Origin of the sequence: Chryseobacterium viscerum, from assembly GCF_002899945.2 — a bacterium.
GTDB lineage: Bacteria > Bacteroidota > Bacteroidia > Flavobacteriales > Weeksellaceae > Chryseobacterium > Chryseobacterium viscerum.
Map to the genome: position 1 here is coordinate 84487 of NZ_PPEG02000003.1, position 16746 is coordinate 101232.

Sequence of the window (16746 nt, forward strand, 5' to 3'; positions counted from 1 at the left end):
GGTTTTTTTTCAAAAAATAAATTATTTCGTATAATATTTGATTTTATGATTTGCACACCTACTGTTCAAAAAATATTTATATCTTCGCACTTAAGATTTTAACGAAATAAAAAAGCGTAAGCTATCATTTAGGATAAAGAAAACCGCGAATTTTCTAAAACAGTTCTAAAAATGATAGGCTTACGCCCTCGTACCTATATGGGCGTGAGGGCTGTGAGTCATATCTGAACTGTTGGGTTCTTCGCGGTACCTCTTTATCGGATTGGCTTCAGTCTCACGCCTTTCTTATTTTTATAATTTCCAACCAAAAAAAATGCATTCTTATATTATAGTACGACACAGTTTGTCGCCTTACGATTGTAGCTTTGCTTCAGATAGTAAGAGTAATAGTTAAGAATAAATTCAATTTAGCAAAAAAAATAGAATATGAAAACAAGACTTGATTCAGGATAAAAAACTTCATTTTTATCGCTTTGCAGATATACATTTGCAATACAGTAAAGAATAAAAACAAAAAGATATCTCCAACATGATAGAGATTTAATGATTTTTATATATTTACGCTTGAAAAAAAATACAAATTTTTAATTTTACACATCAATGAAAAACAAATTTATTTCGAGGTTACTCTCATTAGTAACCATTATGGTTTTGTTATATTCCTGTAGGAATGAACAATTAACAGAACAAGAAACCTACAACAATAGCAGTCAATTCAGACCAACCTCCAAAACAATTAGTCTGGAAGAAAGTAAACACAAATTAGTTCTTAAAACTGAATTACAAAAGGTACAAGACAATTTACAAGAAATTAAAACCAACGCATCAGGTAAAACAATTGATTATTCAAATGGCGTTTCGATTGACACAGACAATGTAACATACATTGAATCTGGACCTACTTTCCACACTTACACATTCAATCTGGTAAGAGAAAACGCACCTGAAAATGCACCTTTAGAAAATTTGGTATTGGCTTCCCTACCTGATGGCAGTTATAAAGAGCTTTTAATAACTTACAATTTCACTCCACAGGAAAAACAAGATTTACTTTTGGGAAAAGGAGTGAAAACTAAAGGAAAAGCTAGTGTAATTGAACTTACTAAAGGAACCTATGGAGGAGTCGTTTCTAACAGGAGTATGGGAGTTGTCGAATCTTGTTCTTATAAGACAGTAGATATGTATTTCTCTTGTTATACAGGAGAACATAACTCTGATAATGAAAGTGAATGGGGAGGCTGTAAATGGAAGAGTGAAGGAGGTTATCCGGCTCAACACATTACTACGGTTGCATTAGTTTGTACTGCAAGTACAGCCTTGGGAGATGATGGTTCACCAGGAGGTGGTGACATGGGAAGTATTACAGGCTTAGGGAGTGGACCTAATGAAGGAACACCAACAATTCCGACCTTTGTACATCCAAAATATACGCCTTGTGGGAAAATAAAAGCCCAAAGAAGAAACGCCGACTTTTATGCCAAAATGAGTTTGCTAGAATCTAATACAGGATTAAAAATGGAAACTGGATTTATACAAAGAAATAACGGTAATTACGAATATAAAGACAATGCTACAGCTACTGAGACTAATAATTCCTTAGGGCTTCCTAATTCTGACCTATCTGAAAATAAAAATATTAAAGGTTACATGCATACCCATGTTGATGATTTTACATATTATGATACTACAGAAGGAGCAAATGCCACAAGGCTAGGTATAAAAATATTTTCTCCTGCTGATGTAAGATATTTCATGGATATGGTAAAGAATGCAAAAGATAGCTTTAATGATTTAGGAGAGGTTTATGCTGTAATGGTTTCGAGTTCTGTGAACTACCAAATTCGTTTTACTGGAACCGAATATCAAATAAAAACTTTTACTGATGCCCAAGCTGAAGCTTTTAGAAATGTTTACACGGATTTAATGAAAGATAGGATTGGAAATCAGAAAAGTTTAGAAATTGGTTTTCTTAAATTTATTAATGATAATATGAACGTAAGAGGAGTAAGTTTGTATAGAATGAATTCAGACGGAACAAATACAGAAATTAGACTCAATGATGATAAAACAGATACAACAGAAACAAATTGTCCAAACTAAAAAAAAATTATGAAATACTTATTTTTTGCACTAACGCTTTTTACTGCTTCATGTAGCGCACAGACAGTATCATTGGAAACAGTTGCTCAATGTAGAGTAACATCGAATTGTCCAAATTTCACATATATAAAAGACAGCAGCAACTCTCTTGATAAATATGCAGGAACATGGAAGGGAAATTATAACGGAAAAACATATGAATTTAATTTTATAAAGAAATTAAATCTTGGTGAGGATATAAAAAAAGATAAATTAATTGGAAGAATGAAAGTAACTGATTCTAATGGGAATATTATCTATAATACTTTTAATGAAACCGATGATACAAAAACTAAGTTTAGAGGAGATAATTTTCAACCTGACTTAAAAGCATATATGATGGATTTTGTCGGGAATAGTGAATTTGCTTGTGGTGAACAAGGTATTGTTTATTTAAGAATTAAACCAGAAACTCCTAATAAAATGAGTATACTTATGTTACAAGATGCTGACATTACATGGGGAGAATGTCCACCTAGTTATCAACCTACTATACCTTATAAGACATCAATATCTTTAACAAGACAGTAGATTAAAGATTTTAAAGCTGAATAACAATGTTTGGCTTTACCAAAATGTAAATGTAAAGCCAATCATTCTTAAAAAACCAGTTTCAATTATTGAAACTGGTTTTATGATTGTTATATCTTATTTTATATAGACTATTTGTAGATCAATTCTGCCTGGAAAACGTCTGCAAAATGTTTTCTGATCTTAGCCTTTAATTCTTCCATTTCTTCCGGTGTCAGTTCTCTTTCAAGCTCTCTTTTTAAAGAAGTCACCTGCTTATCTTTGATACCACATGGAATAATGTATTCAAAATAGCGCATATCCGTATTTACATTCAATGCGAAACCATGCAGGGTTACCCATCGGGAAGCTTTCACTCCCATAGCACACATTTTTCTGGCATAAGGCTTACCAACATCCAGCCAAACTCCGGTTTCTCCAGGAGAACGTTCTCCTTTAAGACCATATTCGGCAATGGTTCTGATGATCACTTCTTCCAGGTTTCTCATATATAAATGAATATCTGTAAAAAAGTTTTCAAGGTCCAGGATAGGATAGCCTACAACCTGTCCGTAGCCATGATAGGTAATATCTCCGCCACGATTTACCTTTACGAAAGTGGCATCAATCTTTTTCAGTTGATCCATACCGGCAAGCATATTTTCTTCATGTCCGCTTTTCCCCAAAGTATACACATGGGGATGTTCTACAAAAAGAAGGTGGTTCGGAGTCGTAATATGCTGTTCTTCGGGAAGATCCCTGTTTTTTATTTTGGTATCAATGATATTTTTCATCAGTTGTTCCTGGTAATCCCAGGCAGGCTGATATTCTTTGATCCCTAAATCTTCAAATTCTACTGCTTTATTCTGATTTGTATTCATTTCAATTTTTGATATACAAATTTAGTGAATTTTACCCTTTGATGGAATGGATAAAATCTATGGCACTTTTCTTCCAGTCTTTATCCTGAAGTAAAATATTTACAAAAGCGGTTCCGATGATTCCGCCATCCGCTTTTTCCGTTACATTTTCAAAATCCTCTTTCGACTTAATTCCGAATCCTATCATCACTGGATTTTTAAGTGGGAGGGAAGCTACTCTGGAAAGGTAGTTTTCATTTTTTAAGACCGCATTTTCATTCCCCGTTGTAGAAGAGGAGCTTACTGCATACAGAAAACCCGAACTTAAAGAATCCAGATACATCATTCTTTCATCGGAAGTTTCCGGGGTTACCAGAAAGGTAAAATTGAGATTATATTGCTTTAATATAGACTGATAATTTTTCTCAAACTCGATAGGAGGGAGGTCAGGAAGAATCAATCCTGAAACACCACTTTCGGAACATGCTGCACAGAACTTTTCAAATCCGAAACTCAATACAGGGTTGATATATCCCATCAGTATAATTGGAATTCTGATTTCGTTTTTGATGGCTTTTAATTGAGATAATAGCTTTTCAATTGTCATTCCGTTCTGTAAAGCCAGTTCGTGAGCTTTCTGAATCACTGGTCCGTCTGCCACGGGATCAGAATAAGGCATTCCGATTTCGATCATATCTGCTCCGGAATCCTGAATCAGTTTTATAATATCAGCGGTGTCTTCCAGTTGTGGAATTCCTGCAGTGAAGTATATATTTAGTTTTTTCATTTCTTTATTATAGAAGTTAGAAATTAGTGATGAGAAGTTAGAAGGGAGTTTTATTTCCTGGGTAATGCTATACTAATTTCTAGCATCTAACTTCTGATTTCTTTGAGGTATGTTTCCATATCCTTATCTCCGCGGCCACTCAGACAAATGACTACAACATCATTTTCATTAAATTTCTTCTTATCCAAAACAGCAAGGGCATGAGAGCTTTCCAATGCAGGAATAATTCCTTCCAGTTTGGTCAGTTCAAAAGCACATTTTAAAGCTTCATCATCATTAATGCTAAAGAATTCTGCTCTTTTATCTTGAAATAAATGCGCATGGAAAGGCCCGATTCCCGGATAATCCAGTCCGGCAGAAATAGAATGAGGTTCTATAACCTGCCCATCTTCGGTCTGCATCACAAGACTTTTACTTCCATGAAGGACTCCAAGAGTTCCTAAAAACGTAGTCGCTGCAGATTTTCCTGAATCTACTCCCAGACCGCCGGCTTCGGCAGCAATGATTTTCACGTCTTTTTCTTCTACAAAATGATAGAAAGTTCCGGCAGCATTACTTCCCCCACCTACACAGGCAATCACATAATCAGGATTTTCTCTTCCTATTTTCTCCTTAAGCTGTTCTTTGATCTCCTTTGAAATAATGCTCTGGAATCTTGCCACAAGATCTGGGAAAGGGTGAGGACCTACGACACTTCCAATCACATAATGCGTCGTCACAGGATTGTTGATCCAGTCTCTTAATGCTTCATTTACCGCATCTTTAAGGGTCTTTGAGCCTGAGGTAGCGGCTATCACTTCTGCACCCAGCATTTTCATTCTTGCAACATTCGGGGCCTGTCTCTGGATATCAATTTCACCCATATAGACGATACATTCCAAACCAAGCAAAGCACAGGCTGTAGCAGTGGCAACGCCGTGTTGTCCGGCTCCGGTTTCTGCAATGATCCTTTTTTTTCCGAGGCGTTTTGCCAGTAGAACCTGTCCCAGTGCATTATTGATCTTATGAGCTCCGGTATGGTTGAGGTCTTCGCGTTTTAAGTAAATCTGAGTCTTATATTTTTGACTTAGGTTTTTAGCAAAATATAATGGTGTAGCACGACCTACATAGTTTTTCAGCAAATCCTGATATTCAGCCTGAAACTCTTCAGACTCTATAATTTCAAGATAATTATTTTGTAATTCTTCTACATTGGGATAGAGCATTTCGGGGATAAAGGCTCCTCCAAACTCTCCATAATATCCGTTTTCATCGGGGTTTTTATAATTCATTTTTTTATTCTTTAGTAATTAAATAAGCATTGTTTTGTAAGCTTAGCTGATTGAGCAGTTCTTTTCTTTCCTGTGAAGCGTGAAAAATCAAAATATCATCATCTTCATCAGAGGCAACCCATTCCGAATCGATACTTTCTTTGATCATTTTGGCTTTGTCATGAAGAATTTCGATCGAACATTTTTCATAAAAAGGTCGAAGATCAGAATGACAAAAGCCAATCGTTTCCAAGGCTCTCTGAATGACATTCTCTTTGAAACTGTGGACCAAAGCGGCTCCATATCCCTTTTTTTCATAGGCGGAAACAAGTCCTACAACTTCTGCAAATGAATAATTACGATCTGATATTTTTAAGGTAAAATCAAAATTCAGCCGTATCACCGCCAGTATATTTTCATCGGCATCCAATAGGAAATGAAATTCCGAATCTTTGAAAAAAGCACGGAAATAGTCTGGTTTCATAGTACTCCAGGCAGAAACGTCCCAAAGTTGCAAGATATGTTCTATCTCACGTTCCAGTAAATCCTTGCTTGCTTTTATCTGATATTTCATGGGTTTAAACTATTAATAAATGTGAGATGGTAATCGTACTGTTGCTTGGTAATCAGTTTTTTATAATATAACAATTCTATTTTATGCATTAAATCAATTAACGTTGCTTTATCTATTTTTGACTGATACATGGTGATTGCAATCTCCAGGTTATCAATCAGATAATAAGGATCGGAATCTTCATACAGCAGAAATATTTTAGCATAAATCAGTCCTAAATCATATTTTACCACTGATCTTACATGATTTTCTAAAAATTTATCAGAAATAATAACCAGATAATAACTGTTCCAGAGGCTGATTCTCTCAAAAAAATACTGGATGTCACTTTCTTCAAAATCTTTAATAGTGCTAATGAATTTAGACAATAATCCACCTACTTCCCAATGTTCTATATTGCTGTCATTTTGAGAAACAAAGTGATACAGATTCTGGATTTTTTCATTTCCGAATTTGGGTGGAAATAATGTTTTATAAAATGTCTTCTTTAGCAAATGTATGTTCATCATTGTGTGTTTTTATTTTTTATCTATTTTGCTGGTATAAAGTTTTAAACTTTTTTATCCTGTCAATATTCTTGTTTCCTGGTTCCGTTTCAAATTTTGAATTGATATCCAAAGCAAAAGGCTGTTGTTTCAATGTTTCAATGTCTCCGATATTGTCTTCTGAAATTCCACCGCTTAAAAAATAGGGGAGAGGAATCTCAAATTCATTCAATAAGGTCCAGTCAAACTGTTTTCCCGTTCCACCAAATGCTTTACCATCAGTATCAAACAGGTAATAGGAAATAGGCTGTAGGCTATCGGTTGTAGGTTGCTGACTGAAAGTTTGTTTTATTCTATTTTTGTTTTCGGAGGGGTCATTTCCTATTCTTATCACTTTTATGATCCCGACTTCCGGATTCAGTTTTTGTCTTAATTCAATAATAAAGTCATTATTTTCATCACCGTGAAGCTGGACAAAATTCAACCCTGCTTTTTGAACAATCCTTGTAATGGCATCCGTTTCTTCATTCACAAAAACACCTACTTTTCCATGATGGTCAATACTTGCAATTTCTTCCAGGCTTAGATGGTTCAAAACATACCTGAGCGATTTTTCATAGAAAATAAAGCCAAGAAAATCTACCTTCATCGCAATCAGCTCTTGAATCTGGTCCTGTTTTGTAAGGCCGCAGACTTTGAGTTGAGGGGAAAGAGGATGGGTAAGTTGCAGGTTCATTGTAGGTAATCGTTATGAATTAATTTGTAATGAAAAATCTTCAAATGCTTTGGCTGGATCTGTATTTTTCATGAAATATTCTCCCATCAGAAAACCATCAAATCCTTTTTCTTTTAAAAATTTAAAATCTTCAAGGTTGTAAATGCCACTTTCGGCAACAGATAATACGTCTTTTGGAAGCAGGTTTTTCAGTTGAACAGAATGCTGAAGGTCAACTTTGAAATCCTTAAGATTTCTGTTATTGATCCCCACAAGGTCAATTTTTGAATTACAATGCTTCAGTTCTTCTTCCGTATGAATTTCCAGTAAGACTTCCATTTCCAGTTCATGAGCAAGTGCCGTGAATTCCTCTACCTGAGCAGGGGAAAGACATGAAGCGATCAGCAAAACAACGTCAGCTCCTATACTTTTGGCTTCATAAAACTGGTACTCATCAATCATAAAATCTTTTCGGAGTATCGGAATTTTAATTTCATTCCTAACTTTTAAAATATCATCGAAATTTCCTCCGAAGAAATCACTGTCAGTGAGAATAGAAATTCCACTGGCACCAAAATTTTCGTAAGCGGAAACCACTTCCAAGGGCTGAACATTATTATTGATGATCCCTTTTGAAGGGGATTGTCTTTTAAATTCAGCGATAATCCCGCTTTTATTTTTGATAGATTCTTTCAGAGAATAGGTTTTTCTTCCAAAAAAATCAGAGTCTTTTAATTGGTTGACAGAAACGCTTGATTTTGCAGCAGCAATTTCTTCTTTTTTTCGTTCAATAATCTTATCTAGTATAGTCATTTGATACAGAATTTAATAAGATGATAAAAATTATAAACCATTAAGGGATATTAAGATGATAAGATAAATTAAGTTCCATCAAAGATGAGAATAAAGGATGTGGCTGAATAAATAGCTTTAGCTATCATCTTAACTATTCTTCATCCCTTAAAAATTCTTAACGGTTAAAAAATAATAGGGCTAATTAATCAAAAGGTTAAAGCTATTCAAGGCTTTTCCACTTTGCAGACTTTCCTGAGCCAAGAAAAGACAGTCATCATACGTGCCAAATTTATGAGTATTGTAAAGGGCTACTGAAGCATTGGCAAGGATCACAGAATTTTGCTGTTCTGTCCCTTTTCCTTCCAGGATATTCATAAATATTTTTGCGGTTTCCTGAATGGAGCTTCCTGCTTTAATATCTTCCAGCGTTACAGGATTGAAGCCTAAATCTTCTGCAGAATAGATTTCTTCACCGTTTTTTGTAATGATTTTGCTGTCATCGGTAAGGCTTATCTCATCATACCCATCCAGGCCATGCACCAAAATAAACTCACGTTCCTCTTTTTGAAGAAGATACTGGTAAATTCTTGCAATTTCCAGATTGTAAACTCCAATCATAGAATATTTAGGTTTTGCAGGATTCACTAATGGCCCCAAAAGATTAAAGAATGTTCTTAATCCCAAAGATTTTCTCAATAGTCCAACCGATTGCAGAGCAGGATGAAAGTAGGGAGCATGCAAAAAGCAGATATTGGCTCTTTCAAGATCTTCATTCAGCTGTTCCGAACTGTTTTTGAACTGATATCCCAGTTCTTCCAGTACATTGGATGAGCCTGTAATGGTAGAAGCTCCGTAATTTCCATGTTTTGTTACCTTCTGCCCGGCTCCGGCTACCACAAAGCTGGCCAATGTTGATATATTAATGGTATCTTTTCCGTCACCTCCGGTTCCCACAATATCAATAGCGTCACTGGTATCAATATCTACAGGGACAGCCATCTGTAACAAAGCTTCTCTGAAGCCTTCCACTTCTTTCAGGGTAATATTCCGCATCAGGAAAACACTGATGAAAGCAGTAACCTCTGCGGTATTGAACTTATTCTGTGCAATCTCAATCATAGTCGCTTTGGCTTCTGATTTTGAAAGCGTATTGTGGTTGAACAGGTATTGCAGTATTTCTTTCATTTGGGGCGTTTTTATTGTTGTTGAGGGGTTTTCTAATGTTTTCATCCTAAAAGAAAGTTTTTAATGATTACTTCTCCTTCAGGCGTTAAAATGCTTTCAGGATGAAACTGTACTCCGTGCACATCATAGGTCTTGTGCTGTAAAGCCATGATCATTCCGTCTTTATCTACGGCTGTGATCTCCAGTTCTTCCGGAAAACCTTCTGTATTGACTGCCCAACTGTGGTATCTTCCGACTTCTAATCCTGAACTTAAGTTTTTGAAAAGTTTAGTGTCTTCTTTTACGAGCTCCGTGGTGGTGGCTACTCCGTGGAAAATTTCAGACAGGTTGATAAGATTTCCTCCGAAAGCTTCAGCGATAGCCTGCTGTCCCAGACATACACCAAGGATGCTTTTCGTAGGAGCATATTCTTTAATCAGTTCCAATAAAATACCTGCTTCTTCAGGAATTCCAGGTCCGGGAGAAAGGATTATTTTATCATACTTTTCAATCTCTTCCAGAGTAATTTTATCATTTCTTACTACATCCACTCTTTGATTCAGTATTCTTTCAATAATCTGGACAAGATTATATGTGAAGCTGTCATAGTTATCAAAAACGAGAACTTTAAGCTGTGGCTGCTGGGTGTTTATATTGTTGTTCATTTCTTTTTTGTTAGTGTGTTGCTAGTTGTTTGAATTTACTTTTAACCTTCAACTATTTTTTCAGCTTTTTCAACTGCTTTTTTTAGAGCATTCAGCTTGTTGTTGACTTCCTGCAGTTCACTTTCCGGAACCGATTTTGCCACAAGACCGGCACCAGCCTGATAAAAGAGTGTATTATTTTTGCTTAAGAATGTTCTGATCATGATAGCCTGATTGCAGGTTCCATTCAATCCGATCATTCCTATACATCCTCCGTAATATCCACGGGAATCTTTTTCATATTGATTGATCAGTTGCAGGGCTTTATGCTTGGGTGCTCCGCTTAGGGTTCCCTGAGGAAAAGTGGCAGAAACCATTTCAAGAGGATTGAGGTCACCGGAAATATCTGCTGTCACTTCACTTACCATATGAATAACGTGAGAGAACAGTTGGATTTCTTTAAGTTTAGTAACCGTTACATTTTTTCCAAGCTTTCCAAGGTCATTTCTTGCAAGGTCAACCAGCATGGTGTGTTCTGCATTTTCTTTAGGATCAGCTTTTAACACTTCAATAGCTTCAAGGTCAGCTTCAAAATTTCCTGTTCTTTTTGAAGTTCCGGCAATGGGATGAATGATTGCCTTGTTGTCTTTAATAATCAACTGGCTTTCAGGACTTGATCCGAATAATTTGTAATTTCCGTAATCAAAATAGAAGAGGTAAGGAGAAGGATTGATATTTCTTAAAGCACGGTATACATTAAATTCATCTCCCTTGAATTTCTGTTCAAATCTTCTGCTCAGAACCAACTGGAAGACATCTCCGCGCATACAATGCTTTTGGGCTGTTTTTACCAGTTCAATATACTCTTCATCGGTAATATTAGAAGTTTCCTCCTCTGTTTTTTCAAAAGGATAAACCGGAGTATTCTGGTTCTTAATAAGGTTTTCCAACAGATGAAACTCAGATTTTACCCCATCAATAGAGTTTTCAATAATGGACATTTCATCATTGAAATGATTGATAGCGATCACATATTGGTATAATCTGTATCTCAAAACAGGAATTTCAACTTCCTTACTTTGTGCTTTAAGGTTGATATTTTCAAAAAACTGTACCGCTTCAAAGCTTGTATATCCGAAAAGGCTCTGTGCTGTCTGTTCAATAGGATCATTAGTTTCTTCACATTTGAAAATCTTTCGGAATTCTTCAAATATATCTGTGATATTTCGCTCCATAATAAACTGCTTTACAGGAGGGGAAGCAGGCAGCTTTATTTCGTATTCGTTCAGGTTTTTCACTTCAATTCCGGCAATGGCATTCACTGCAATAAAGGAAAAGTTGTTATCAATACTTTTTGAATCTGAGCTTTCCAGAAGAATAGTATCCCGGAATTTGTCTCGGATCTTAAGGTAGATGTTCATGGGAGTATGAAGGTCTCCCAGTGTTTTTTTCGAAACAGTTTTTATTGTAATGGTGTTCGTATACATCGTGTTGTTTTTTGTAAGATTTAAGAATAAAAAAAGGCTTTAACGGTATCCGTCAAAGCCTATATATTGTTTATTTTATTATTTCTGCTGTGTGATTAGCAACATGACAATACCTCCAGACCCGACGAAGAGTTTGAAAGCCACCACCAAATATTGTTGCTCATTTTAAACATGGGACAAATGTAGAAATTTTTTTAATACAATGAATAAAAAAATCAGAAAAATAAAAAAACTTAATATAAGAGCTTGTTATTTAAGCTGTTTGAGCTCATGTTTCAATTCTTTGATTTTTTCTTTGTAAGTTTCATCATCATATTCTTTTACATACTCTTCCAATGCGCCTATATATTCTTCAATGAATTCCTTATTCGTTTTGTCTGCCTCATACTTGGTTTTTGCAGAATTGACGGGGGCTAGCTTTTCGTATTCTAATAAAATTTTTCCTTCTCTGGACTGATCATAAAGGATGACTATGTTCTTTTCATATCCGGGTATGTATTTTACAGGAATATCCTTATCACTGGGTATTCTGATTGAATTACTGATGGGATAGATCGATGCAGAAGTAGTGGAAAAAAAAGTAGTGGTGTATTTCCCATCCTGTTTCTTCACAATAGCTTCATAATCGTGAATATACATCTCATTGAGAGTAGAATTGGTTTCCACATCAGAGGTGATAATAGCGGTACTTTCAACACCATATTTATTCAGGAACCAGGCATTTAAGAACTGCCCTCCGAACCCGTTTAATATCGCGAGAGGAATGATCGGGATCAAAAACAATGCTTTTTTTGTCAGATAGGAGAGAAGCCCAAAGAATACAAACAGCAGAATCACAGTATAAAAACCATGATGGCTGGTGAAAAACAGGATTTTTGAAATTAAAACCATGGATTAAATATAACTATAATAATCTTTTGTTAAACGCTGGGATCGCCAAGATGTTATTAAATTACTGTTAAATTGGTCGCAAAGGCGTTTCACTCAGCAAAAGACACTGTCATTAGCTCAACGAAGTGCCGTTGCGAACATAACATTTAAAACAACTAGTTTACTGGTTCCGAAAGAGGAATATCAGGGGTTCCACTATAGAAAACAATCAGCGTTGCTCCTTGATCTCCGGTTTTTCCTCTGTGCGCTACATTTACCATTTCCGGAAGAACCTGACCCTTTCTTACCCATTGCGTTTTACCATCTTCTTTTCTTTCTATCTGAATTTCTCCTTTCTCTACATAGGCCGCATTGATTACAGAATGCTTATGCCAGTCCAATGCTTTGTTAGGCGGTACGGCAATTTTAAGAACAGAAATTTCAGGTTGTTTGCCTGGATAGGCAGGGTAAGTCGTTCCGTCCCATGATTTTGTGGTTTTTAGCAAAGTGACCGATTCAATTTTATCTGAATACTCTGATTGTGGTTCGTTTGATGAGTTATCACACGAAAAAAGGAGGGAAGTTAGCACAACAAAAAAAGCTGTACCAAATACATTTTCTTTAGTCATAAATTGTTTATTAATAGATTGATTTTGGTTCGGATAATCCGTTTTACAAAAATAGCAACCCAATTTAAATATCCCTAAAGTTTGAAATATTTTTTACTGAAATTCAGATCTTAAAAAATATTTATCAAAGAAAACATTTGTCATAAGTTTAAAGGTTTATTTTTTATATTTTTGTTTCCAAATTAGAAAAAAATGAAAAAAGTATTAGCAATCGCATTTATCGGAGGTTTATTATTAGCAAGCTGCTCAAAAAAAGCAGATCACTCTTTACAGGATAGCAACACAATGCTTGAAGAGCCAGAAACAGCTACTGTTGTAGATTCTACTGCTAAGCCTGCTGCTCCAGCTGCTGCAACTCCGGCTGCCCCTGCTACTGAAGCTGCTAAAACAGATTCTACAGCGAAGAAATAATGAAAAAAATACTTTTGGCAGGAACTCTGGGTCTTCTGATCCTTTCCTGTTCTAAAAAAGAAAATACAGCAGAAGTGGCAGCTTCTTCTGAAACAACTGCTGTTTCAGAACCGGCAAAATCTAATCTTTCAGGTGATCAGATCATGGAAACATTAGACTGCTCAGGATGCCACTCTGTGAATGAGAGAATGATAGGACCTTCTTATAAGGAAATTGCAGGTAAATACTCTGAAAAGGATACAGAACTGTTGGCTTCCAAAATTATAGAAGGCGGAAGTGGAGTATGGGGAAGCGTGCCTATGGCTGCCCATCCACAGGTATCTAAAGAAGATGCCAAAAAAATGGTGGAATATATTTTAAGTCAGAAGAAATAAAATATGTCCACTGAAAAATCCAGTCTGCACACAAGAAATCTGCATCGTAATCCCTATGATTTTGATCAGCTCATTTCTTGTGTGCCGGAACTGAAACACTATGTCTTTGTTAATGCTTATCAGACGGTAACCATTAATTTCAGTATTCCAAAAGCAGTTAAACTGCTCAACAAAGCTCTACTCTTACATTTTTATAATATTAAAGGCTGGGATATTCCGGACACCAATCTTTGCCCTCCCATTCCTGGACGCGCAGATTATGTACACTATATTGCCGATCTTTTAGCTGAAGATTTTAATGAAGTCCCAACAGGAAACGCTGTAAAAGGGCTGGATATAGGAACTGGAGCCAATCTTGTGTATCCTTTGATCAGTCACAGGTCGTATGGATGGACAATGCTGGGAACAGATATCAACCAGGATTCTTTGAAAAATGCTCAACATATTCTGGACCAGAATGAAGATCTTTCCTCTGTCATTCAGTTGAAAAACCAGCCTGATGCTGATCATATTTTTAAAAATATCATTAATCCTGAAGACAGGTTTACCTTTACTATGTGTAATCCTCCTTTTCATGACTCTGAAGAGTCTGCCATAAAAGGGAATGTCAGAAAAACAAAAAATCTCAAGAAATCAAAACCCAAGCAGCCTTTGCTGAATTTTGGAGGTCAGCAGTCGGAATTATGGTGTGAAGGAGGCGAGCTGGCTTTTATTACAAAAATGATTAATGAAAGCGCAGTGTTTTCATCACAGGTTCTTTGGTTCACATGTCTGGTTTCGAAAAAGGAAAATCTCAGTAAGCTGACTCATCTTTTAAAAAAGGTAAAAGCTATACAAATCAAAACTATTGATATGGCTCAGGGACAAAAAATCAGCAGAATGCTGGCCTGGACATTTATTCCCCAGCAGAACCGAAAGGGTTGGAAAACCAAATAATAATTTCTTTTGGGAGCTTCATCCCGCTATCCACTCATACTCCTCACGCCTACGCTCAATGCCAGTGCATGTTGCGGGGTAAACGTTCCTATCGGGGCTAGTTATTTTGCCATTAAATCTCTAAATCTGTTTCCTACATCAATAGAAGTAGGCTTCAGGCAAAACTGAATACAGGTATGATAGAGTATAGTTCTATATTTTCACAAACATCTTTGTAAATCTGTGGTTAAATAAATGACCAATGCTTATTTCAAAATGATATCCATTTCCAACTTATAAAACCATCCACTGAACTCAATTTTTTGGAAATAATTTAGATTTATGAAAAAATCAATTGATGGTCATCTCAAAAATGCCTAAATTTGTACGCTTTTAGAAAAATAAGAAATGCAATTATCAGAACAAGAAATCATTAGAAGAGAAAAGCTGAATAAGCTTACTGAAATGGGGATTAATGCGTTCCCTGCGGATGAATATACAATCACAGACACTACAGAATCTATAAAACAGGACTTTTCTGAAAGTAAACAGGTGAAGATCGCCGGTAGATTGATGTCGCGCAGAATTCAGGGAAAGGCTTCTTTTGCAGAATTGCAGGATTCTAAAGGAAAAATTCAGGTTTATTTCAACAGAGACGAGATCTGCCCGGGAGAAGATAAAGAATTATACAATGAAGTATACAAGCACCTTTTGGATATCGGCGATATTATCGGTATCGAAGGAGAATTGTTTACGACTCAGGTAGGAGAGAAGACTGTTTTAGTGAAAAACTTTATCCTTCTTACCAAGGCTTTACGTCCTCTTCCTCAGGCTAAAACGGATGATAATGGTGTTGTACACGATGGGTTTACAGATCCAGAACTAAGATACAGACAGCGTTATGTAGATTTAACAGTAAATCCACAGGTGAAAGAAATTTTCGTGAAGAGAACAAAATTGTTCAATGCCATGAGAACGTTCTTCAACGATGCGGGTTACTTTGAAGTGGAAACACCTATTCTACAGTCTATCCCTGGTGGAGCTGCTGCAAAACCGTTTATCACGCACCACAATGCGTTGGATATTCCATTATATTTAAGAATTGCTAACGAATTATATCTGAAAAGATTGATCGTAGGTGGTTTTGACGGAGTGTATGAGTTCTCTAAAAACTTCAGAAATGAAGGGATGGACAGAACGCACAACCCAGAGTTTACCGCTATGGAAATCTATGTAGCTTACAAAGATTACAACTGGATGATGGATTTCACTGAGAAATTATTGGAATTCTGTGCCACTCAGGTTAATGGAAATTCAGAATCTACTTTTGGTGAGCATACAATCAATTGGAAAGCTCCTTATCCAAGAGTTTCCATGACAGAGGCGATCCTGAAATTTACAGGATTCGATATCACAGGAAAAACGGAGAAAGAATTATACGATTTTGCTAAGTCTATTGGTATTGAAGTAAATGAGACGATGGGGAAAGGAAAACTGATTGATGAGATCTTTGGTGAGAAATGTGAAGGAAACTTCATTCAGCCAACGTTCATTACAGATTACCCGATCGAAATGTCTCCATTGACAAAGAAACACAGAAGCAAAGAAGGCTTAACAGAGCGTTTTGAATTAATGGTATGTGGTAAAGAAATTGCCAATGCATATTCAGAGCTTAATGATCCTATTGATCAGAGAGAGCGTTTTGAAGCACAGATGGCATTATCTGAAAGAGGAGATGATGAAGCAATGTTCATCGATCAGGACTTCCTGAGAGCTCTTGAATATGGTATGCCTCCAACTTCAGGGTTAGGAATCGGTATGGACAGATTGATCATGTTCTTAACGGATAACGCGTCAATCCAGGAAGTATTATTCTTCCCTCAGATGAGACCTGAAAAAGCGGTTCCTCAAATTGAATTGGGAGAAGATGAACATGCTATTCTTGATATTTTGAAATCAGGTGAGCAATTTTCTCTAAGTGAGGTGAAAGAAAAGTCTAAACTTTCAGGAAAAAAATGGGATAAAGCTTCTAAGACTTTGACTAAAAATAATATTGTGAAAGTAGAGAAGATTGACGAAAATCTTTTGATAAAATTGGCTTAATATTTCTCAGAAAATATAAATATAAAAGGTACAG

General features: G+C 36.1%; 18 protein-coding genes. 6 read left to right on the forward strand and 12 right to left on the reverse strand.

Annotation, left to right across the window (positions count from 1 at the left end; all coding sequences use genetic code 11):
- Positions 1-600: 600 nt before the first annotated feature.
- Both C1634_RS06940 and C1634_RS06945 read left to right on the forward strand, forming a co-directional pair.
- Entirely contained in the window at positions 601-2100 is a 1500-nt protein-coding gene (locus C1634_RS06940) for a hypothetical protein (protein ID WP_123921413.1), read from the forward strand.
- A gap of 9 nt (positions 2101-2109) precedes the next feature.
- Positions 2110-2670, forward strand: a complete 561-nt coding sequence (locus C1634_RS06945; RefSeq protein WP_103233738.1) for a DUF6705 family protein — start codon at positions 2110-2112, stop codon at positions 2668-2670.
- A 131-nt stretch (positions 2671-2801) separates the two neighbouring features.
- Here the strand turns inward: C1634_RS06945 and lipB are convergent, their stop codons facing one another.
- The 12 genes from lipB to C1634_RS07005 form a co-directional block, all read right to left on the reverse strand.
- A complete protein-coding gene (gene lipB, locus C1634_RS06950; RefSeq protein WP_103233737.1) occupies positions 2802-3530 on the reverse strand; it encodes a lipoyl(octanoyl) transferase LipB in 729 nt (242 codons plus the stop codon).
- A gap of 31 nt (positions 3531-3561) precedes the next feature.
- Positions 3562-4296 carry a tryptophan synthase subunit alpha gene (trpA, locus tag C1634_RS06955; RefSeq protein ID WP_109738123.1) on the reverse strand — a complete coding sequence of 245 codons (735 nt, stop codon included), beginning with the start codon at positions 4294-4296 and terminating at the stop codon, positions 3562-3564.
- Positions 4297-4382: 86 nt separating this feature from the next.
- Positions 4383-5567: a tryptophan synthase subunit beta gene (trpB, locus tag C1634_RS06960; protein WP_103233735.1), complete on the reverse strand. Its 1185-nt coding sequence runs from the start codon at positions 5565-5567 to the stop codon at positions 4383-4385.
- Positions 5568-5571: 4 nt separating this feature from the next.
- Positions 5572-6120 (reverse strand): GNAT family N-acetyltransferase, encoded by a 549-nt coding sequence (locus tag C1634_RS06965; protein ID WP_109738124.1) that lies wholly within the window; start codon positions 6118-6120, stop codon positions 5572-5574.
- Positions 6117-6629 carry a hypothetical protein gene (locus C1634_RS06970; protein ID WP_109738125.1) on the reverse strand — a complete coding sequence of 171 codons (513 nt, stop codon included), beginning with the start codon at positions 6627-6629 and terminating at the stop codon, positions 6117-6119. Before C1634_RS06970 ends, C1634_RS06965 begins: the two co-directional genes overlap by 4 nt.
- A gap of 16 nt (positions 6630-6645) precedes the next feature.
- The gene (locus C1634_RS06975; RefSeq protein WP_103235633.1) at positions 6646-7341 is read right to left on the reverse strand and encodes a phosphoribosylanthranilate isomerase; all 696 of its coding nucleotides are present in this window, start codon (positions 7339-7341) and stop codon (positions 6646-6648) included.
- 12 nt (positions 7342-7353) lie between these two features.
- Positions 7354-8133: an indole-3-glycerol phosphate synthase TrpC gene (trpC, locus tag C1634_RS06980; protein WP_109738126.1), complete on the reverse strand. Its 780-nt coding sequence runs from the start codon at positions 8131-8133 to the stop codon at positions 7354-7356.
- Positions 8134-8313: 180 nt separating this feature from the next.
- Positions 8314-9300 carry an anthranilate phosphoribosyltransferase gene (gene trpD, locus C1634_RS06985; RefSeq protein ID WP_103234150.1) on the reverse strand — a complete coding sequence of 329 codons (987 nt, stop codon included), beginning with the start codon at positions 9298-9300 and terminating at the stop codon, positions 8314-8316.
- 41 nt (positions 9301-9341) lie between these two features.
- Positions 9342-9944 carry an anthranilate synthase component II gene (locus C1634_RS06990; RefSeq protein ID WP_103234149.1) on the reverse strand — a complete coding sequence of 201 codons (603 nt, stop codon included), beginning with the start codon at positions 9942-9944 and terminating at the stop codon, positions 9342-9344.
- Between the two features lie 41 nt (positions 9945-9985).
- Positions 9986-11410, reverse strand: coding sequence for an anthranilate synthase component I family protein (locus C1634_RS06995; RefSeq protein ID WP_103234148.1), 1425 nt, complete (start codon positions 11408-11410; stop codon positions 9986-9988).
- A gap of 249 nt (positions 11411-11659) precedes the next feature.
- Positions 11660-12301, reverse strand: coding sequence for a hypothetical protein (locus C1634_RS07000; RefSeq protein ID WP_103234147.1), 642 nt, complete (start codon positions 12299-12301; stop codon positions 11660-11662).
- A gap of 155 nt (positions 12302-12456) precedes the next feature.
- Positions 12457-12909 (reverse strand): cupin domain-containing protein, encoded by a 453-nt coding sequence (locus C1634_RS07005; protein ID WP_103234146.1) that lies wholly within the window; start codon positions 12907-12909, stop codon positions 12457-12459.
- A 192-nt stretch (positions 12910-13101) separates the two neighbouring features.
- On the opposite strand from C1634_RS07005, the gene C1634_RS07010 reads away from it, so the two are divergent.
- From C1634_RS07010 to lysS, 4 genes are all read left to right on the forward strand, one after another.
- Positions 13102-13320 (forward strand): hypothetical protein, encoded by a 219-nt coding sequence (locus C1634_RS07010; protein ID WP_103234145.1) that lies wholly within the window; start codon positions 13102-13104, stop codon positions 13318-13320.
- A complete protein-coding gene (locus C1634_RS07015; RefSeq protein WP_103234144.1) occupies positions 13320-13694 on the forward strand; it encodes a c-type cytochrome in 375 nt (124 codons plus the stop codon). The genes C1634_RS07010 and C1634_RS07015 overlap by 1 nt, the downstream gene beginning before the upstream one ends.
- 3 nt (positions 13695-13697) lie before the next feature.
- On the forward strand, positions 13698-14630 hold the full coding sequence (rlmF, locus tag C1634_RS07020; RefSeq protein WP_103234143.1) for a 23S rRNA (adenine(1618)-N(6))-methyltransferase RlmF: 933 nt from the start codon (positions 13698-13700) through the stop codon (positions 14628-14630).
- Positions 14631-15017: 387 nt separating this feature from the next.
- Positions 15018-16712: a lysine--tRNA ligase gene (gene lysS, locus C1634_RS07025; protein ID WP_103234142.1), complete on the forward strand. Its 1695-nt coding sequence runs from the start codon at positions 15018-15020 to the stop codon at positions 16710-16712.
- The last annotated feature ends 34 nt before the right edge of the window (positions 16713-16746 follow it).